Annotated in this window: 17 protein-coding genes and 1 tRNA gene; 7 read left to right on the plus strand and 11 right to left on the minus strand. The window is 67.6% G+C overall.

Annotation, left to right across the window (positions count from 1 at the left end; genetic code table 11):
* Positions 1 to 56: 56 nt before the first annotated feature.
* Together K7711_RS18375 and K7711_RS18380 are read right to left on the minus strand one after the other, a co-directional pair.
* Positions 57 to 905, minus strand: a complete 849-nt coding sequence (locus K7711_RS18375; protein WP_222970624.1) for a hypothetical protein — start codon at positions 903 to 905, stop codon at positions 57 to 59.
* 351 nt (positions 906 to 1,256) lie between these two features.
* Complete coding sequence (locus K7711_RS18380) at positions 1,257 to 1,976, minus strand: SDR family oxidoreductase (RefSeq protein WP_222970625.1); 720 nt, start codon at positions 1,974 to 1,976, stop codon at positions 1,257 to 1,259.
* Between the two features lie 127 nt (positions 1,977 to 2,103).
* On the opposite strand from K7711_RS18380, the gene K7711_RS18385 reads away from it, so the two are divergent.
* A complete protein-coding gene (locus K7711_RS18385; protein WP_222970626.1) occupies positions 2,104 to 2,985 on the plus strand; it encodes a LysR family transcriptional regulator in 882 nt (293 codons plus the stop codon).
* A 12-nt stretch (positions 2,986 to 2,997) separates the two neighbouring features.
* On the opposite strand, the gene K7711_RS18390 is transcribed toward K7711_RS18385, so the two are convergent.
* On the minus strand, positions 2,998 to 3,207 hold the full coding sequence (locus K7711_RS18390) for a 4-oxalocrotonate tautomerase family protein (RefSeq protein WP_222970627.1): 210 nt from the start codon (positions 3,205 to 3,207) through the stop codon (positions 2,998 to 3,000).
* A gap of 74 nt (positions 3,208 to 3,281) precedes the next feature.
* Positions 3,282 to 4,043 (minus strand): SDR family oxidoreductase, encoded by a 762-nt coding sequence (locus K7711_RS18395; protein WP_222970628.1) that lies wholly within the window; start codon positions 4,041 to 4,043, stop codon positions 3,282 to 3,284.
* Positions 4,044 to 4,129: 86 nt separating this feature from the next.
* Here K7711_RS18395 and K7711_RS18400 point away from each other — a divergent pair, with 86 nt between their 5' ends.
* Positions 4,130 to 4,990, plus strand: a complete 861-nt coding sequence (locus tag K7711_RS18400; RefSeq protein ID WP_222970629.1) for a helix-turn-helix transcriptional regulator — start codon at positions 4,130 to 4,132, stop codon at positions 4,988 to 4,990.
* A gap of 427 nt (positions 4,991 to 5,417) precedes the next feature.
* Here K7711_RS18400 and K7711_RS18405 read toward each other — a convergent pair whose 3' ends face one another.
* Positions 5,418 to 6,362 (minus strand): alpha/beta fold hydrolase, encoded by a 945-nt coding sequence (locus K7711_RS18405; protein WP_222970630.1) that lies wholly within the window; start codon positions 6,360 to 6,362, stop codon positions 5,418 to 5,420.
* An 83-nt stretch (positions 6,363 to 6,445) separates the two neighbouring features.
* On the opposite strand from K7711_RS18405, the gene K7711_RS18410 reads away from it, so the two are divergent.
* Positions 6,446 to 7,036, plus strand: coding sequence for a TetR/AcrR family transcriptional regulator (locus K7711_RS18410; protein WP_222970631.1), 591 nt, complete (start codon positions 6,446 to 6,448; stop codon positions 7,034 to 7,036).
* Between the two features lie 57 nt (positions 7,037 to 7,093).
* Here the strand turns inward: K7711_RS18410 and K7711_RS18415 are convergent, their stop codons facing one another.
* The 3 genes from K7711_RS18415 to K7711_RS18425 form a co-directional block, all read right to left on the minus strand.
* Complete coding sequence (locus tag K7711_RS18415; RefSeq protein ID WP_235747368.1) at positions 7,094 to 8,242, minus strand: cytochrome P450 family protein; 1,149 nt, start codon at positions 8,240 to 8,242, stop codon at positions 7,094 to 7,096.
* A gap of 114 nt (positions 8,243 to 8,356) precedes the next feature.
* Positions 8,357 to 9,124, minus strand: coding sequence for a glucose 1-dehydrogenase (locus K7711_RS18420; protein WP_222970633.1), 768 nt, complete (start codon positions 9,122 to 9,124; stop codon positions 8,357 to 8,359).
* A 677-nt stretch (positions 9,125 to 9,801) separates the two neighbouring features.
* Positions 9,802 to 9,874, minus strand: a tRNA-Asn gene (locus K7711_RS18425).
* Positions 9,875 to 10,142: 268 nt separating this feature from the next.
* Between K7711_RS18425 and K7711_RS18430 the strand changes: the two genes are divergently transcribed.
* The 4 genes from K7711_RS18430 (at position 10,143) to K7711_RS18445 (ending at position 14,494) form a co-directional block, all read left to right on the plus strand.
* Positions 10,143 to 10,601: a hypothetical protein gene (locus K7711_RS18430; protein WP_222970634.1), complete on the plus strand. Its 459-nt coding sequence runs from the start codon at positions 10,143 to 10,145 to the stop codon at positions 10,599 to 10,601.
* A 185-nt stretch (positions 10,602 to 10,786) separates the two neighbouring features.
* The gene (locus K7711_RS18435; protein ID WP_222970635.1) at positions 10,787 to 11,863 is read left to right on the plus strand and encodes a fused (3R)-hydroxyacyl-ACP dehydratase subunits HadA/HadB; all 1,077 of its coding nucleotides are present in this window, start codon (positions 10,787 to 10,789) and stop codon (positions 11,861 to 11,863) included.
* Positions 11,864 to 11,966: 103 nt separating this feature from the next.
* On the plus strand, positions 11,967 to 12,869 hold the full coding sequence (locus tag K7711_RS18440; RefSeq protein ID WP_308014813.1) for an alpha/beta fold hydrolase: 903 nt from the start codon (positions 11,967 to 11,969) through the stop codon (positions 12,867 to 12,869).
* A 155-nt stretch (positions 12,870 to 13,024) separates the two neighbouring features.
* A complete protein-coding gene (locus tag K7711_RS18445; RefSeq protein WP_222970636.1) occupies positions 13,025 to 14,494 on the plus strand; it encodes a dihydrolipoyl dehydrogenase family protein in 1,470 nt (489 codons plus the stop codon).
* Positions 14,495 to 14,595: 101 nt separating this feature from the next.
* Here K7711_RS18445 and K7711_RS18450 read toward each other — a convergent pair whose 3' ends face one another.
* The 3 genes from K7711_RS18450 to K7711_RS18460 all read right to left on the minus strand — a co-directional run bounded on the left by K7711_RS18450 (position 14,596) and on the right by K7711_RS18460 (position 19,167).
* Positions 14,596 to 15,024: an SRPBCC family protein gene (locus K7711_RS18450; RefSeq protein ID WP_222970637.1), complete on the minus strand. Its 429-nt coding sequence runs from the start codon at positions 15,022 to 15,024 to the stop codon at positions 14,596 to 14,598.
* A 187-nt stretch (positions 15,025 to 15,211) separates the two neighbouring features.
* Entirely contained in the window at positions 15,212 to 16,261 is a 1,050-nt protein-coding gene (locus K7711_RS18455; RefSeq protein WP_222970638.1) for an alpha/beta fold hydrolase, read from the minus strand.
* 191 nt (positions 16,262 to 16,452) lie between these two features.
* Positions 16,453 to 19,167 (minus strand): ATP-binding protein, encoded by a 2,715-nt coding sequence (locus tag K7711_RS18460; RefSeq protein WP_222970639.1) that lies wholly within the window; start codon positions 19,165 to 19,167, stop codon positions 16,453 to 16,455.
* Positions 19,168 to 19,237 lie beyond the last annotated feature (70 nt).

A 19,237-nucleotide genomic window follows, 5' to 3' on the forward strand; every position in this document is an offset into this window, starting at 1 on the left:
TCGGGTGTCGGATCGGCCTGTCCGTGCGAAAGCTGATCGAAATCGGTCCGACGGTGTCAGTGCACCGCGGCCGGTCGCAGTGTCTGCTGCACCGAGGTGGCGGATGGGTGGGGGAGCGGGGCCTTCGCCGGGAGGGGCGCGGTGATGCCCACGATCGTTCCGACGGCCGCCCCGATCGCCCCGCCGAGTACGGCCGCGGGTCCGGCGACGACGGCAGCGCCGACCGCCGCACCGAGCAGCGGGCCGACGACCAGGCCGGTGGGCAGGAACGGAATTCCGGCGATCACGCCGATCACCGCGCCGGCCATGGCGGCCGGAATCGCCAGCGGGATGCTCAGTCCGGCGCCGATACCCGCCCCGATCGCCGCGCCGAGACCCGCGTCCACGACGGTGGCACTGCATCGCGCGGGACTTGCCGGGATATAGCTGCAGAACGTCTGTACCGATTGCGTCGGATCCGCGGTCGCATCGGAGACGAGCGGAATGGCCGTGGCCGCATTGCCGACTCGGGGGTTCTCCGCCGCTTTCGTGACCGAGGAGATGATGTTCGGCAGGGTGACCGATGGCGTGATATTCGGCAGCCTGACCGGGGGAACGATGTTCGGCAGCCCGGCCGGGGGCGCGATGTTCGGTATGGCGATATTCGGTAACGCGAATCCGGGCGCGATATTCGGCACCGCAACCGGCGGTATGATATTCGGCGTGGCGGGGATATTTTTCGGAACTGCCACTGCGGGAGTAATTTTCGGTGGTGCGACCCGGGATGCGATATCCGGCAGCGCAATCGGGGGCACTATATGCGGCAGCACATCCGGTGGCACGATCCCGGCCAGGGGCTGGGTGAGCCGAGCGAAGGCGCTCTGCAGCGAGGCGGGGGGTTGGCCCAGTTCGAATTGTGGAAGCACTGCTGAGAATGGTGCGGCGGGCGCGGGCGCTCCCGCGGGTTCGACAGGTGAAGCACCGGCCTGTCCGGCTCCGAGAACGACCGCGAGTGGAACCATGCTCGCGGCCAACATCAGACCCGAAACACGCCGAAGATCAGTTTCCGACATTCCACACCTCCTTGGGCGCAACGCCTTTCCTGTTTCTCTGCTCGTTCCCCGACCTCGAATGCTTTCCGCATGTTCTGGTCGGACAGTTTAGGCCGTTGCGTGCCAGGTGAAACGGTGAATTGTGGGAACTGCTGTTCGGCGTGTTTCCGGTATTGTTTTCACCCGCTGCGACCGGCCGGCGATTCGCCCGGTCGCAGCGATCTTTCAGACGAGTACGCCGCCGCCGTCCACGGTGAGAATGCTGCCCGTGGCGTACTCCTGTTCCATCAGGTGCAGATAGCTACGAGCCAGATCCTCCGCCTCGCCGACCCGGCCGACCGGCAATGTGCCGCCGTGTGTGCGGAACAGTTCCTCCCGCACCTCTGCCGGAAACTCCCGCCAGAGTTCGGTGCGCACCAGTCCGGGACGCACGACGTTCACCCGGATCGGCGCCAACTCCACGGCCAGCGCCCGGCCCAGCGCCTCGATCGCACCCAGGATGCTCGCCGACACCGTCCAGCCCGGCATCGGCCGCTGCACCGCGCCGCCGCTGGAAAATACCATCGAACCACCGGTATTGATATGCGGCGCAGCGTATTTCGCGCTCGTGTAGGCACCCCAGAAGCGGGTCTGGAAGAACCGCTGCGCGGTATCGATCGTCACGTCCTGCAACGGGAACAGCGCCAGCGATTCGCCCGCGGTGTAGACGAGGTGATCGAACGCGCCCAGGCGCGCGAACAGCGCCTCGATCTCGGACTCCTGGGTCAGGTCGACGGTCTCGCCCTGCGCGTCGGCCGGGAGTTGGGTCAGTGCTTTCGCCACGTTGTCCGGGTTGCTGGACACGACCACGACCCGTGCCCCCGCCGCGGCCGCTGCCTGGGCGGTGGCCAGGCCGATACCGGCGGTGCCGCCCAGGAGCACCACACGCTTGTCTTCGAGGGTCATCTCGTTCGTCCTCTTTCTCTTGCGCGGTTGGACAATTTCTACGATGCCGCTGGTCGGAAGGGGTGTCCAAGACCTCTTTCAGCGTCGGCGATACCCTGAAGGCATTGCCGGAAGCCCGGAGGTGGCGATGGATCTGGACCTGCGCAAGGTGCGCTACTTCGTGGCGGTCGCGGACCGGTTGCACTTCGGCCGAGCCGCCGAGGACCTGCATATCGCGCAACCCGTACTGAGTCGGCAGATTCGCGCGCTGGAACACGATCTCGGCGCACCGCTGTTCGCCAGGGACAGTCACGGGGTGCGGCTGACCGGCGCGGGCACGCAACTGCTCGCCGACGCCCGGCCGCTGCTGGCCTCCGCGCACGCGGCGCGACGTCGGGTGGCCGTGGCCGCTCGCGGGAGCCGGCGGCTGGTGGTCGGATTTCGAATGGGCATCGTGGTCACCCACGCGGTCCGCGCCTTCGGCGTCGACCATCCCGACGTGATCGTGGACGTGCAGCGGCTCGAATGGGACGACCAGGCCGCGATGCTGCTCGACGGCCGCGTCGACGTCGCCTACGTGCGCCTGCCGATCGACGAGACCGGTCTGCGCGTGACGCCGTTGTTCACCGAGCCGCGCGTGGTGGTCCTGTCGGCCGACCACCGATTGGCCGGTAAGGAACTCCTCACCGAAGCCGACCTGGCCGGTGAGCCGCTGATCTGGCACGTCGACCCGCACACCCAGCCCACCCGCCACCCGCACCCCACCACCGGCCATTTCGTGCGCGGCGTCGAGGAGAAACTCGAGCACGTAGCAGCCGGTCGAGGCATCTCGTTCCTGCCCCGCTCGGCCACCGCCTTCTACTCCCGCCCCGACATCAGCTACGTCCCCATCCCCGAACTGACCCCCGACCAGGTCTGCCTCGCCGTAGCCGAATCCCGCGAATCCCCACTGGTCGACGCCTTCCTCGCCGCGGCCCGCGCAGTCGGCGAAACGACCGCGCGCGCCGCGGCGGAGGAAAGCGAGGTGTGAGCAGCTCCGCTGTCACGCATCACCGTTGAGCATGGCGGCGGTCAGCACGTTGCCGCCGACGCCCCAGCCGCCGTCGGCCACCTCGTCGATGAGCACGACGGTGGTGGGGCGGGCCCGCTCACCGTAGATCTCCGCGTACAGGTCGGTGGTGCGCTGGACGATCTTCTTCTTGTCCTCCTCGGTGACGGTGCCGGCCGGGACCTTGAAATTGGCGAAAGGCATAGGTTTCTCTCCTTGAATCGATGTCTGCTGTGGATGTGAAAGTGTCTGTCCGAGAGCCGAAGTCGGCTGCGGCGTCACACCATGCCGCCGTTGGCACGCAGGATCTGGCCGTTCACCCAGTGCCCTTCCGGACCGGTCAGGAAGGCCACGACGCGGGCGATGTCGTCGGGAGTGCCGAGCCGCTCCAACGGCGGAATTTTCGCGAGCCGCTCGACCTCCTCGTCGGTCTTGCCTTCGAGGAACAGATCCGTGGCCGTGGGCCCGGGGGCGACGGTGTTCACGGTGATGTCCCGTCCACGCAGCTCACGGGCGAGGATCAAGGTCATTGCCTCGACTGCGCCCTTGCTCGCCGCATACGCGCCGTAACCGGGGAACTGCGTACCGACCACGGAGGTCGAGAACGCCACGAACGAGCCGCCCGGCCGGAGCCGCCGTGCTGCCTGCCGGGCGACGACGAAGGCGCCCCGAATGTTGGTGCGGTGCAGGGCATCCAGCACGGTCAGGTCGAGATCGGCGATGGGTGACAGAGCGAGGCTGCCCGCGGAGTTCACCACGGCATCCACGCCGCCGAACTCGGTTTCCGCCCGGTCGAACAGCGCGGCGACCGCGTTCTCGTCGGCTACGTCGGCCTGCACCGCGATCGCCCGCCCGCCGTCGGCGGTGATGGCCGCCACCGCCTCCGCGGCAGTATCCGCGTCATGTGCGTAGTTCATTACGACGGCCAGGCCGTCTCGGGCGAGTCGGCGGGAGACCGCCCGGCCGATGCCGCGTGAGCCGCCGGTGACGATGGCGACCCGTGTGGCCGGTGACGAGCGAGTGGAAGTAGTTGCGTTCATGTCTCCATGCTGTGCGGCGCCGAGCAGCGGAACCAGGGGATGTCATCCCCTGTGTCCGCACCCCCGGCCGACGCAGAATGGAGAACATGGGGTCTGCGAAATACACCGAACTGGGGTGCTTCCTGCGCTCGCGGCGCGAACGCATCCGCCCGGCCGAGGTCGGACTCCCCGCAGGGCCCCGTCGTCGCGTGCCCGGACTGCGGCGAGAGGAGGTCGCCCAGCTCGCCGGCGCATCGGTCGACTACTACAACGAGCTCGAGCGCGGAGCCGGTTCACAGCCCTCCGAGCAGATGATCGCCGCCCTGGCCAGGGCGTTGCGCCTGACTGCCGATGAGCGCGACCACCTCTACCATCTGGCCGACCGCCCGGTGCCGGTGCACGCGGGAGCGTCCGCACACGTCCACCCGGGCATGCTCGATCTGCTGCAACGTCTGAAATCGACACCCGCACAGGTCATCACCGATCTGCATGTCACCCTGGTGCAGAATCCGCTGGCGGTGGCCTTGATCGGAGATCAGTCCGTCTTCCGGGGCGCCCGTGCCAGCTTCGTCCACCGGTGGTTCACCGAACCCGAAGCGCGGCAGCTCTATCCGGAAGCCGACCACGAAGTCCAGTCCCGCGCGTTCGTCGCCGACCTACGCGCGGCCGCTGCCAGGCGGGACGCGAAGGACACCGAGGCCCGCTCGATGATCGGTGCGCTCCTGGACCGCTCCGCCGAATTCGCCACGCTGTGGGCCGCCCACGACGTGGCATTCCGGCGAGACGACCGCAAGCGCCTGAACCACCCCACCCTGGGACTGATCCAGGTCAACTGCCTCAACCTGTTCAGCGAGGACGGTCGACAGCGACTGCTCTGGTTCACCCCGGCAGTCGGCACGGACAGCGCCGACCTGCTCGATCTGCTCACGGTCATAGGCACCCAGGAAATCGTCGATTCGACACAGTGAACGATCGCACAACGCACTGCGTGTAACAGCGACCGGCAGGCCGTCGATCAGTGGGATTCCGACCGAGAAATCAGGGGAGTTTCCTATGTGGCCTCGATGTGACTGCGGTGCCCGCGCCGCGCTGCGGAGTACGGGACTTCTGCCACTGTTCACCGGTGCCCTACGGCCCGGAAAGTCCTATCTGACCTGGGAAGATCTATCCGGATGGCCGAACAGGCAAATCCGGCATGTGCAATGCCGATATTGCCGATCCGCAAATCTGCGACAAATCGAACAACGGTGGTCGGAATATGAGTGAGACAACCGATCCGCCGGTATGAGAAAACCCCTCGTTACTTTCCGAAATCCATTCTTCCCGTCCTTGTTCGTTGATTCGTCGGCGGTATGCGGCGAGGGTGGCGAGGGGTCGATGATGGGGCTGCCCGAACTACCCCACGCGTTCGTGATCGATGAACGCGGTCAACGCGTCCACAATCGCGGCGGGCTGCTCGTCGGGAATGAAGTGTCCGGCCTGCGGGATGACGACGCCGGTCACGTTGTCCGCCCAGGGGTCGATGGAAGCGGCCATGTCGGGGATCGAGCCGTGGGAGCTGGAGATTCCCAGGACCGGGACGGTCACGTGCCGTCGTTCGAGGGCGTCATGATTCTTGCGCGCCGATTCCGCGGCATCGCGGTAGTAGGCGAGAGACGCTCGCAGACCTCCCTCGGCCGCGACAGCCGCGGCGTAATGGTCGATCTCGGCACTGTCGAACGTGTTCGGGGACAGTGCTTTGACCTTCAGGAACCAGTCGACGTAGTCGCGCTCGCGACCGGCGAGCAGTGTCTCGGGAAGATCGGGCACCAGGTGGAACGCGAAGTGCCAGGTCTTCCAGGCCCGTTCGGGATCCGTCGGGATGGCGTCCGGGAGGGTGATTCCGGGAATGCCGGCGTCGAGCAGCGCGACACCGTGCAGGCGCTCTTCGTACTTCAAGGCCAGCGAGAATGCGACCCAGGCCCCGATGTCGTGGGCGACGAGCCAGTACTTCGGCACGTCGAGCGCGGTCACCGCGGCCTGGACGCGCGAGGCGACGGTGTGCGTGTCGTAGCTGTCGTGGGGGCGGTCGGAGTGGCCTTGTCCCGGTAGGTCGATGGCGATCACGTGAAATCGCTCGGCCAGGCCCGCCATCACTGTGCGCCAAGCCCACCAGGTTTGCGGGAATCCGGCGAGCAGGACGACGGCAGGGCCGGTCGGCCGACCGCCTTCCACGGCATGGAGCCGGATGCCTTCCGCGTCGACCCAGCGGTGAGTGAATCCCGCGAGGTCGTGCAGCGGCAACCCGGAGATCGAGTTCTGTTCGCGAGAGCGGTTCGTGGCGGTTGCGGCGTCGGTCATGTCTCGAGCCTACGCATCTTGGACTGATTAGTTCAAGATATGATGGGCAGGTCACAACGGCTCGAGAACGAGGTGTATGCGCGATGGCCGGAAAGAAGCAGTTCGATATGGACACCGTGCTCGATGCGGCGATGGTCCAGTTCTGGCGAGCCGGTTACGCCGACACATCTCTCGACGACCTCTCGCGGGCGACCGGATTGAACCGCAGTTCCATCTACTCCTCGCTCGGCGACAAGGATTCGCTCTATCTGCGCTGCCTGGACCGCTACGCCATGCGCTATGGCGACAGGTACGACCAGGCCCTGTCCCATGCGTCCGAGGAGCCACTGCGGGCGATACGGGAGTTCTTCGACGTCACACTGCAGCGCATCGCCGACCCCGGCCTGCCGGACGGATGCCTGGTCGCCCAGACCGCGATGGCGATACCCGTGCTGAGCCCCGACATCGCCGCGCGTGCGATCGAAGCCCTGGGCTTCCAGCAGACGCGGCTGCGGACCGCCTTGAACGCCGCGAAGTTGGCCGACAGCGACGCCCACGACTTCGCCGCTCACATTGCGGCGGTCAACCAGTCGCTGGCCGTGATGAGCAGGGCCGGAGCGAGTCAGGAGCAGCTCCACGCGACAATCGGCATCAGCATGAGCGCGCTCTCCCGGGCGTTGTCCGCCCGGAGCTAGCTGGGTCGCTGTGGCAGATGGCCGAGCGCCCCGCCCGGCCCGTAACGAGGTTTGTGGTCAGCGGGAGGGTGGGAAGGTGACCGGCAGAGCGGCCAGGGAGCGGTGGAACGGGCCGGGGCGCCAGGTCGGCGAGTCGTCCACTACCTGCATCTCGGGCAGTGCGTCGAGTAGTTGGTCGATGGCTTCCTGCGCGACGACGTAGGCCAGCGATTGTGCGGGACAGGTGCGGGGGCCGACGCCCCACGCCAGATGCGATCGGTTGCCCGTGTGGTCGTCGGCGCGGATCGTGGGGTCGTTGTTGCAGGCGGCCATGCTGACCAGGACCGGCTGATGCGCGGGCAGCCAGACGTCGTTGATGAGGATCGGCTGACGGGGGTAGGTCATCAGGAGGTTCGCCACCGGCGGGTCGTTGAACAGGACCTCGTCCAGGGCGTCGCGGGTGGACATGCTGCCGCCCATCACATTTCCGCCGAAGAGGCTGTCGGTGAGGATCAGCAGCAGGGTGTTGACTATCAGGTTCTGCTGCAGTTCGATTCCCGCGCCGTAGAAGCCCGCCAGGTTGCTGACCATCTCGAGGTCGTCGAGTTCGGCCGGGTGCTGCAACAACCGCGAGGTGACGTCGTTTCCGGGCCGGTCACGTTTGAGAGTCACCAGATCCTGCAGCGCCTCGCCGATCATCTGGTTGCCCTTCTCGGCGCCGATCCCCTCGAACATCGCCGCCATACCGGCGGCGACCCGCTGCCCGATCTCGGGTGGGCAGCCGAGCAGGGAATTGACGACCGCGAACGTCAGCGGAAAGGCGTATTCGCTGATCAGATCGGCGGTGCCGACCGGCCAGAAGCTCTGGATCAGTGGAGTCGCGATCTGCTCCACGGCGGATTGAACGGCGTACAGATCGACCTGGTTGATACTCGTGGTCATCGCCTGCCGATAGCGAACGAAGTCGGGCCCGGCGCTCCTGCTCGCGGTGGGGCGCCACTCCATGATCGGCAGGACCGGGCAGTCGCCCGGAATATCCTTCTGCCAGGTGCGCGGATCGCCGGGAAAGTGTTCGGGATCGTTCAGGACTCGCAACGCGGCGCGGTACCCGACCACCAGTGTGGCCGATACGCCGGGCGCCAGCTCCACCGGCGCCAAAGAGCCGTACTGCCTACGCATTTCACGATAGGCGTGGTGTGGGTCGGCGGCGAACTCCGGTGCGTACATCGGTACTCGCGAGTCGTTCGAAGCGGTGGGCGAGCCGTGGGCGACCGGGCAGGACGGGGCGTCGGAGCGAAAGGGCGGCGTATTCGGCGTATTCAAGGGTGGAGCTCCCCGCGCTCAGCCGGCCAGCATGCCGTGGTCGAGCGCGATCGCCTGCCCGGTCAGACCTGCGGACATGTCGGACAGCAGCCAGGCGATGGTCTCGGCGACATCGTTCGGGGTCAGCAGGATCCCGGTGGGATGCAGCGCCGCGGCCTCGGTCTCGGTGAACATTCCGGCGTTGATCGCGCTGTCCAGCATGGCGGTGCGGACCACGCCGGGGCATACGGCGTTGACCCGGATGCGCTGTTTCGCGTATTCGATTGCCGCGGTACGGGTCAGCGCCACGACACCACCCTTGGCCGCCGAGTAGGACCCGATGCCGAGTGGCAGTCCCACCAGACCGGCCACCGACGCGGTGTTCACGATCGTGCCGCTGCCCTGCGCGAGCATGTGCCGGATTTCGTACTTCATGGACAGCCACACGCCCTTGAGGTTCACGGTGTGCATGTTGTCCCACGCTGCTTCCGAACTCTCGTGCAGCGTCTCGCCCTGCTCCTCGATTCCGGCGTTGTTGACCGCGCAGTCCAACCGGCCGAACCGGTCCACCGTCGCGCGAACCATCGCCTCGACGTCGGTAGCGGAGGTCACATCGGTACGCTGGAAGAAGGCTTCGCCACCACTGTTCGTGATCGAAGCGACCGTCTCGTTACCGCCGTCCTCGTTGATGTCGGCGACGACCACTTTCGCGCCGTAGTCGGCAATTCGCTGCGCGGATGCGGCGCCTATGCCCTGCGCGGCGCCAGTGATGACGACGACCTTGTCGGCCAGCAACGAATCAGCCACCTGGGGCTCCTTTGTCGAGAACGAGAGGTTGATCATTAACATGTCGGGGCGCGCGAAACTGTAACACGTCGGTGTTCGATCGCGTGCCTTTCTCTCTCACATCATGCCGTCCAAATACCTTGGCGATCAAAGCTTTTCACTACTGGGAAGGATTCCGCCGCGCATCGAGTGGTAGTCGATTCGCCGAAACCATCAGTGCCGGTGGGGATGTGGCCGCCATCGAATTCGAATTCGGGCGTTCGCGATGTCGGATTGCAGCGAGAATCTCAGCAGCACTGAGGGTCTCGCGCCACCCTAGTGTGCCGAGGCGGGTGCGCTCGACAGCGGTCGCAATCGGACCGTCGCCGATGCGCCGATCGGTGGTCGGCTGGTGTCGTCCGGTTCGGCGGCCGCGCCACTGCCGGGCGATGGTGCGGCCGTGTGACCGGCGAAGTGCTCCCGCGCGGCGACCCTGCGATGACTCGGCACACGTACATCCGAGGGGAAGGTTCATCACGACGCGGCGACCGTGATCCACAACGCGGTGGTGGCCGGACTTTGGATCGGCACCGGCAAGGCAGGGACCGATGCGGCGCGCTCGGCAACTCTGCTACGACCGAACTCCCGCTGGAAGGGGCCTGATACAAATTCGGCCCCCGACTGGCAAATTGATTTCGCCGGTCAGGGGCCGTTTTATGCTCCCCCATCTGGACTCGAACCAGAAACCTGCCGATTAACAGTCGGCTGCTCTGCCAATTGAGCTATAGGGGATTGCTCCTGGTCGTCCGTATCGGTCGACCGAGGAGAAACTTTAGCGTATCGCTGGTCGGGACCCCAAATCGCGGTCCTACCTGCGCGCTTTGTTCGGTTGGGGCGAGGGCGGCGCGCGTGGGGGTGGCGGAAAACGTGCGGCGGTCGCGGGTGGCTGGGTAGTGTCTGCGAGGTCTCTGCGTGGCCTCGGCGACGCTGGAGTTTGTCACGTCTCCGGTTGCCGACGGGTCTCGCTGTTGTTCGAGTTCATTTTGCGGAGGGAGTACGTATGAAACGTTCGATCAAGGCGGCGGTGGCCGCGTGTGCCGCCGGTGCGCTGGCTCCGCTGCTGTTCACCAACACCGCGCAGGCGGCTGCCGGGCCGGTCTATTTCTCGATGGGGTCGTTCCAGTGTGCGATCTCGTCGGATGGCGCGGTCGGTTGCGATACCTCGCCCAAGCTCATGTCGATCAAGATCGGTGGTAGCTATCTGCCGATCCCGTTCCAGGTGAGCCAGGTCGTGATCAACGTCCCGTGGGCACCGGCCCATCCGGGGTTCGCGGCCGGGACCCCCTATACGCTGCCCGGTGGAAATCCGGACATCTCCACCGTGGCCACCGGTCACGACACGTGGGGCTCGAGTGTCAGCTATGCGGGGGCGACGTGCTCGACCGGCTTCCACGGCAGCGTGTCGTGTGAGGCCAAGGGGCATTCGTGGACCTACTACGAACAGATCACCGCGGGCTGAGATGTGTGGCGGCCCCGCCGTTTTCGTCGGCGGGGCCGTTTTCGTGTCCGGTGTGGGTTCTGGTATGTCTCGAGTGATGTTGTCCGGCAGGGGATTTCGGTGCGGTAGTAGTGAGTCGGAGGGAAAAAGGGAATTTCCGGCGCGAGCCGCCCTTCCCCGCAAGATATTTGCCGTATGTTAGCTATGTGGATCATCTAGCGACTCTGGAGTCACCGGCACCGGACCCGGCCGCACATGCGACGGCACTGGTGGGCCACCACTACGTCACCGAGGATCACTATGTGGTCGGCAGGGAGAAGATTCGCGAATACGCCAAGGCGGTTCAGGACTACCACCCCGCACATCACGACGAGAAGGATGAGTTCGCCCTGGAGTCGGGGGGACTGCTGGCGCCGCTGACATTCGTCTCGCCGATGGGTATGCACGCACAACGCAAACTGCTCGAACGGATCGCGGTCGGCTGCGATCTGAGCCAGCTGATTCAGACCGACCAGGTTCTGCGATTCCACCGCCCGATCGTGGCGGGTGACCGGTTGACCTGCGACGTATCGCTGGATTCGTTCCATCAGGTGCGTGGTCGCGACATGCTGGTGCTGGAGAATCGGGTGTCGAATCAGCGCGACGAACTGGTGCACACCGCGTACAGCACGCTGTTCCTGGGACGTCGCGGCGAGACCGCCGAGACGGTGGCGGCCACCGCGCGCGGCCTGGTCGCGCACGACATGTCGAATATCGTGCCGGACCGCACCCAATCCATCCTGCCCGCGACACTCGCCCGGACGTCCGCGCGCAGCCGGAACCAGCTCGTCACCATCGATCCGCCGCTGCCGCGAGGCCGCCACTTCCATGAGGTGTCGGTCGGCGAGGAGCTGCCGCGACGCACGATCCGCCTGAACCGGGGCGATCTGGTGAACTACGCCGGTGTCTCCGGCGACGGCAACCCCATCCACTGGAGCGACGAGTTCGCGACGCTCATCGGACTGGATACCGTTGTCGCCCACGGCATTCTGACCATGGGCCTGGGCGCCGGATACATCACCTCCTGGCTGCGTGATCCCGGCGCGGTCCAGGAATACTCGGTCCGGTTCGCCAGCCCGGTCTACGTCGAGGCGCTGCTGGGAGCGACGATCACCTTCGCCGGCACGGTCAAATCGCTGGATCCGGATACCGGGACCGCGGTGATCGCGATGAACGCCACCAGCAACGGCCGCCGGGTATTCGGGCATCGCACGGCGGTGAAAGTCCGTCTGACACAGGACTGATCGCCGCTCGGCGAGTGCGCCGGCGACCATTCTCCGGCACCGGTGACCTACGTCGTCGACAGCGTCGGTCGACGGATGCGCCCGGGAAGTCGATGCGGCCACAGTGGAAACGCTCGACCTGCATCAACTTCTCGAAGGGCGAATCCACATGGGCGACATCATCGGACAGGGCCATCTGCGGCGGCGGGTGAGCCGGGCTGTTACGGCGCTCGCCGCCGGCGCGGTCGTCGGCACACTCGCCGTGGCGTGTGCCGCGGGCTCGAAGACCAACGCCGCGCCGGCCGATGACGGTTTCGTGAAGCCGACCGTCATCCTGGAGCACGGCGCCTTCGCCGACGCGTCCAGTTGGACCGGCGTCATCGAACGACTGCGCAAGGACAACTATCCGGTGCTCGCGGCGGCCGACCCGTTGCGCGGCCCGGCCGGTGACGCGACCACGTTGCGGGCACTGATCAATCACGTCGGCGGCCCGGTGATCCTGGTCGGCCATTCCTATGGCGGTTCGGTGATCAGTGCGGCCGGAGCCGGGATCGCCCAGGTCAAGGCCCTGGTCTACGTGGCGGCATTCCTGCCCGCGCCGGGGGAGAACGCCCTCGAACTGACCGGAAAGTACCCGGGCTCCACCCTGCCCGACGCCCTGAACCCGGCCCCGTTCACCAACCCCGACGGCACCACCGGCACCGATCTCTACATCAAGCCGGACAAATTCCACGATCAGTTCGCCGCCGACGTCCCCGCCGACGAGGCCGCGCTGATGGCGGCCACACAACGGCCGATCGCGCAGTCGGCGCTCGAGGAGAAGGCCACCGCCGCGGCCTGGACCGAGAAACCCAGCTGGGACGTGATCACCACGCAGGACAAGAACATTCCCGTGGAGGCGCAGCGATTCATGGCGCAGCGGGCGCATTCCCACGTCACCGAGGTCGCCGCCTCGCATTCGGTCGCCGTCTCACATCCGGACACCGTCGCGGACGTCATCGAACAGGCTGCGCGGGCGACCCGCTGACTCTCCCACCGAGCGTGTCGCCGGGTCGCACCCGAAGCGGGCGAGCTACGGTTCCTTCGCCGCGTTCCAGGGCCCTGACGGCAACGGCTGGTTCCCACCGGAGGTCACGGAGCGAGCACCCGGCCGCTGACCCCCCCACGATCGGAAGTACAGGCATGACAGACGAGAACGACAAGACCTACGACGTCATCGTGCTGGGCGCGGGCCCGGTCGGTGAGAACGTCGCCGACCGGACCGTCGCCGCCGGACTGAGCACCGTCATCGTCGAATCCGAACTGGTCGGCGGCGAATGTTCCTACTGGGCTTGCGAACCCAGCAAGGCGCTGCTGCGGCCGGTGCTGCTGTACGGCGAGGCGTCGCGGTTCCCGGGCGTGAGCGCTGCGGTCACCGGGCCGATCGATGCGGCCGCGGTACTGCGGCATCGCGATTACATGGTCGCCGACTGGAACGACCAGGGGCAGGTGGACTGGGTCACCTCGGCCGGTATCACGCTGCTGCGCGGGCACGGCAGGCTCGCCGGGCCGCGTCGGGTGACGGTCGAGACTCCCGAGGGGGAGACCGCCGAGCTGACCGCCCGGCAGGCGGTGGTGGTGTGCACCGGCACTCGCGCGGCTCTGCCGCCGCTGGCCGGGCTGGACACACTGCGGTACTGGACGAGTCGGGAGGCGACCAGTGCCGAACAGGTGCCGGGACGCCTGGTGATCCTCGGCGCCGGTGTGGTCGCCACCGAGATGGCCACCGCCTGGCAGGCGCTCGGCGCCCAGGTCACACTCGTCGCGCGCGGGTCCGGGCTGCTGGGGCGGGTGGAACCCTTCGCCTCGGAGATGGTCGCCGATCGGCTGCGGGCCGCGGGCGTCGACCTGCGGTTCGGATCGGGTATCGAGACGGCCGAACGCCCGGACGGGCCGGACGGCGAGGTCCACGTGACGCTCACCGACGGCAGCCGGATCGTCGCGGACGAGGTGTTGTTCGCGACCGGTCGCGCACCGCGCACCGACGACATCGGACTCGACACCGTCGGCCTGGCGCCCGGGACGTGGATCACCACCGACGACACGTTCACCGCCACCGAGGTCGACGGCGAATGGTTGTACGCGGTCGGCGACGTGAATCATCGTGCGCTGCTTACCCATCAGGGTAAATATCAGGCGCGGATCGTGGGTGGCGTCATCGCGGATCGGGCGGCCGGGATCGCACTGGACACCGGCGCCTGGGGACGTAATGTCGGCACCGCGGATCATCTGGCGGTGCCGCAGGTGGTCTTCACCGATCCGGAGATCGGCGCGGTCGGGCTCAGCAGCGAGGACGCCGCGCGCGCCGGGCGCACGGTCGAGGTGGTCGACTACGAGATCGGCCATGTCGCCGGAGCGATCCAGTTCGATCCGAAATACGTTGGCAGAGCCCGTATTCTGGTCGATCCGGAGCGTCGCACGATCCTGGGTGCGACCTTCGCCGGTGCGGGAGTCGCCGAACTACTGCATTCGGCCACGATCGCGATCACCGGTGAGGTCACCATCGATCGGCTGTGGCATGCGGTCCCGTCGTTCCCGACCATCAGCGAGATCTGGTTGCGACTCCTGGAGGCATACCGCGATCGGAAGGCGAATTCCGGCGGGGGCGAATAGATTTCGGATGAGACACACATCGGGCCGGTCGTGACGACCGGCCCGATGTGTGTTTCACCAGCTTGCATTCGAGCATGAAAGCCCTGGGCGCAGGCGTGGGATTACTTGGCCTGCAACGGTTTCTGCAGACCCTTGCGCAAGGTGGCGGGGCCGATCAGCGGGAGCAGCGCGGCGATGACCTTGCCCTTGAACGCCTGCGGATCGCGGGTCAGTTCGACCTCGACGCGGGTGCCTTCGGGCTCGGGGGTGGTCCGGAAGATCCAGCCGCCGCCGGGGCCGAAGACCTTCGAGTCCAGGGTGGTGACGGTGACCGTATCGCCCGCCGGATCCCAGTCGTAGCGGGCGCGTTCCCAGGCGGCCTCGGTGCCCTCGGTGACCTCGGCCCACCCCTCGCCGCGATTGTGGACGACGAAGTGCTCGGCGTCGATCGTGGGCCACACCTCGGTGCGGGTGGGGCCGAAGTCGGTCAGCACGTCCATCACCTCGGCGGGCGACAGGGCCGAGATGAGATGAAAACGGACCGTGGTCATGCGTTGCTCCTCGAGATCGAGCAGGTGGATGTGGCGGGCTCGACCGGCCGCCGTGTGGGGGGAAGGCGACGACCGGTCGATGGGGTGCGGGCGGCTGGTTCGGAACCCGTCCGGCCGCATGTCGAGCATCGTCCAGGTGCGGGTCGTGCCACATCCGCCGGATGACGCTGCGATGACGTATTCCGGGCTACAGGTGATCCGCGTCGATGATGGCCTGGGCGAACGGTTTCGGCGCCTCCTGCGGGACATTGTGCCCGATACCGTCGAGCACTCGATGGACGTATTTGCCGGTGAACTTGCTCGCGTACGTCTTGCCGTCCGCGGCCGCGCCGTCGAAGTCGCTGGACACGGTGATGGTGGGCACACTGATCGCTGGTCCGGTGGCGAGCTGCTGTTCGTAGGCGTCGTACTGCGGTTCGCCCTGGGCAAGGCCCAGCCGCCAGCGGTAGTTGTGGATGACGATGTCCACGTGATCGGGATTGTCGAAGGCCGCGGCGCTGCGGTCGTAGGTGGCGTCGTCGAACTTCCAGGCCGGTGAGGCACGCTGCCAGATCAGCTTGTTGAAGTCGTGGCGGTACCGCGCGTAGCCCGCGCGGCCGCGTTCGGTGGCGAAGTAGTACTGGTACCACCAGCCGAGTTCGGCGCTCGGCGTCAGCGGCTGCTGCTGCACGGCCTGCTGGGTGACGATGTAGCCGCTCACCGCGACCAGCGCCTTGCACCGCTGCGGCCACAGTGCGCCGATGATGTCGACAGTCCTTGCGCCCCAGTCGTATCCGCCGAGGATGGCCTTGTCGATGTGCAGTGCGTCCATGAAGTCCACGATGTCCTTCGCGATGGCCGACTGCTGTCCGTTGCGGACGGTCTGCGGGGACAGAAAGGTGGTCGGGCCATAGCCGCGCAGATACGGCACGAGCACGCGGTATCCGGCATCGGCCAGCAGCGGCCCGACGTCGGCGTAGCTGTAGGCGTCGTAGGGCCAGCCGTGCAGCAGTACGACGGGCCGACCGGTCGCGGGGCCGAACTCGGCGTATCCGATGTCGAGCACACCGGCGTCGACGTGCTTGATGGCGCCCAGCGTGGTGTGCGCACCCGATCCCGCGCGCAGCTGCTGACCCACGGTGGTCGTGGCGGCGCTCCCGCCGCCGGAATCCGGGGAACATCCGCTCAGCGACGTTGCGGCCAGCCCTGCCGCGCCCGCGGCGAGCGCTCCGCCGAATAGTCGTCTGTTGAGGGTCATCCGATCTCCTGCCGAAGTGTCGTCAACGAGCAGCGGACGGGAGGGAGAGTCGACAACTCACGATCACCCGGTCCGCGCCGCTGACGCTAGGCAGTGCGCCGACCACAGCGCGTCCGTCGAATGACGTAACCGTGTGCGGTATTCGGACACCGTCGCCTTCGGTTGTCCCGTGGGCACGGCGCAGGCGGGCGTTACTTGTTCGGTGTGGCTTCCGGCGGGAACAGGTGCGCGAGTTCGGTGCGGGAGCTGATGTCGAGTTTGGGGAAGATTCGGTGGAGGTGGGTGCTGACGGTGCGGTGGGACAGGTAGAGCTGCTGCCCGATCTCGCGGTTGGTCAGGCCGGTGGCGGCGAGCTGGGCGATGCTCAGTTCGTGCGGGGTGAGCATCTCGCGTGCGTCCGGGGTGCGGTGCGGGCTCGTTTCACCGGCGCCGCGCAGTTCGCGGCGGGCGCGCGCACTCCAGGCGGTGAAGCCCAGTGCGTCGAAAGTTGCTCTGGCCGTGCGTAAATGGGTTCGCGACTCGATGACCCGGCGCTGTCGCCGCAGCCACTCGCCGTAAGCCAGGTGCAGGCGGCCGCGTTCGGCGGGCCAGGCCGGCGCAGCCGCGGCCAGTGCGTCGGCGAACCGTTCCTCGGCGTCGTCGGTGGCCAGAACGGCCCGTGCGTAGCGCATACCGATGTGCAGGGCGGGGGAGGAGGTGGATCGCGTGGCGGGTTCGAGCCCGTCGAGCAGATCCCGCAGGTGCCGGGTGTTTCCGGAGCGGATCGCCGCCTCGGCGAGTTCGGCCAGGAAGTAGGTGCGCAATGCCGGTGAATGTGACGGGTCTCCGGGATCGTGGATCCGGAGCAGATCGGTGAAGGCGTCGTCGAATCGGCCCTCGCCGAGTGCGACGAGTCCGCGGGTGAGTTGCACGGTCGCCAGCACCGGCCGCGCGCCGGAGGCGAGCCCGATCCGCTCGGCCTCCGTGAGCAGGGTGCCGGACTGGTCGTAATCCCCACGGAGCGCGGCGATTTCGGCTTGGACGGCGATGGCCAGACCGTGCATGAACGGCTGGCCGGTCTCCCGGGCGAAGGCCGCGGCCTCGGCTGCCGCGGGTGCGGCGGCGGCCAGATCGCCGAGCCGGGTCAGGCTCCACGACTGCACCGTCAGCGCACGCGGCAACGCGCCCAGCGCACCGACCGCGCGCAGCCCGGTCGCCGCGGCCGCGGAGAACTGCGCGGCCAGGTCGAACGCACCCACCTGCAGTGACGCACTGCCGAGGAAGCGATCCACCTCCGGATCGTGCCCAGTCGCCGCCGCCCGTGCTCGCAGATGCGCGATGACCGGTCCGCCACGGTCGAGCGGGGCGACGTATGCGGCGACCGCGACCAGGCGGGGATCGTCGTCCGGGACCGGTAGTTCATCGGCGACCGCGAGCAGTGTGCGACGGGCGTCGCGGCCGGGTTCGGACCAGAAGCAGCGCATCGCCGCACCCCACAGGATGCGTTTCGCCGCATCGACGTGGCCGTCCGATGCAACCGATGCAGCCAGATCGGCGAGTTCGCCTATGCGCGACGGGTCTTCGCGTACACCGTCGTCGAATCCGCTGAGCAGCCAGTTGGCGATGGCCTGCTGTCCGGAGGTCAGCGCCACGGTGCGCGCGGCGGCGACCAGACGTTCGGCGGTGGGACGCCGGCCGGCGTCGACCGCGGTCTCGGCCGCGCGCAGCAGACGGTCCGCGCGCCGGGCCGGGCTCCGGCTCAGGGCCGCCGCGCGTTCCAGCGTCGTGATCGCGTCTTCGCGATGCCGGGCCCGCTCGGCGAAATTCTCCAAGGTGGCGGCGATCTGCTCGTCCGGGCCCAGCGTGGCTGCGGCACGATGTCGTAGGCTGCGGTCGGGCAGATCGGTGAGCACCTCGGCCAGGGCGAGGTGGGCGCCGCGGCGTTGCTCGGGCGTGGCCGCGGCGGCGACGGCCGAGCGCATCAGTGGATGCCGGAAGGTCAGCGTGTCCGGACTCAGGTCGATCAGCTGGGCCTCGGTGGCGGGCGCGAGGATTTCGGGATCGGCCGGAGTCTGCTGGAGAATGCTTGTGGCAGCGAGAATTTCGGCGATCGAGCCGCTGTCGTCCAGCGCGGCGAGCAACAACGCGCAGCGGCACGCCGGTGGCAGTGTGGCGGTGCGGGCGACGAAGGCGCGCTCGAGTCGTTCGGGCAGCGGCAGGGTGAGCGCGGATTCGTCGAGATCGGCTGCCGTGGTGGGCAATTCGACGAGCGCGAGCGGATTTCCCCGGGCCTCGGCGAGCAGCCGCCGGCGCACGGCCGCGGGCAGATCGGGCGCGGCGAAATCCAGGAGTGCCGCGGCCTGGTCGTCGGGCAGTGGACCGAGCGGCAGGCGCGCGAGTTCCGCGTCGCTCAGCGGTGAGTTCGCGTCGTCCCGGATCGTGGCGATCAGGACGATGGGTTCGGTGTCGACGCGACGGGCCAGGAAGGCCAGGACCTCGGCACTGAGCCGATCGAGCCAGTGCACGTCCTCGGCGACGATCAGCAGCGGGCGTTCGGCGGCGGCGTCGGACAGCAGGGTCAGCGCCGCGAGCCCGACCAGATACGCGCTCGGCTCGCCGGTGCCGTCCGCCAGCCCCAAAGCCGTTGCCAGCGCCTCGGATTGGCGTTTCGGCAAGGCATCCAGACCGCGCCGCAGCGGATACAGCAGCCGGTGCAGTCCGGCGTAGGCGAAATCCTGTTCGGCCTCGGTGCCCGCGGTGCGCAGCACGCGCACCCCCGCGATGGCCGCCGTGGTGACGCTCTCCGCCACCAGCGCGGATTTTCCGATACCGGGCCCGCCCTCGATCAGCACGCCACTGCGTTCCCCGGGCCCCTCGAGGTAGGCGCTCAGATCCTTCAGCTCGGCATCTCGCCCGAACAGCGGCATGGTGCGGCACTCCTCCCGACAAACCCGCCGGATGCGCCCGGCCTGCCCGCGACCCTACCCAAGCAAGGCG

The sequence above is a fragment of the Nocardia coffeae genome (assembly GCF_019890715.1).
Taxonomy (GTDB): Bacteria; Actinomycetota; Actinomycetes; order Mycobacteriales; family Mycobacteriaceae; genus Nocardia; species Nocardia jiangxiensis.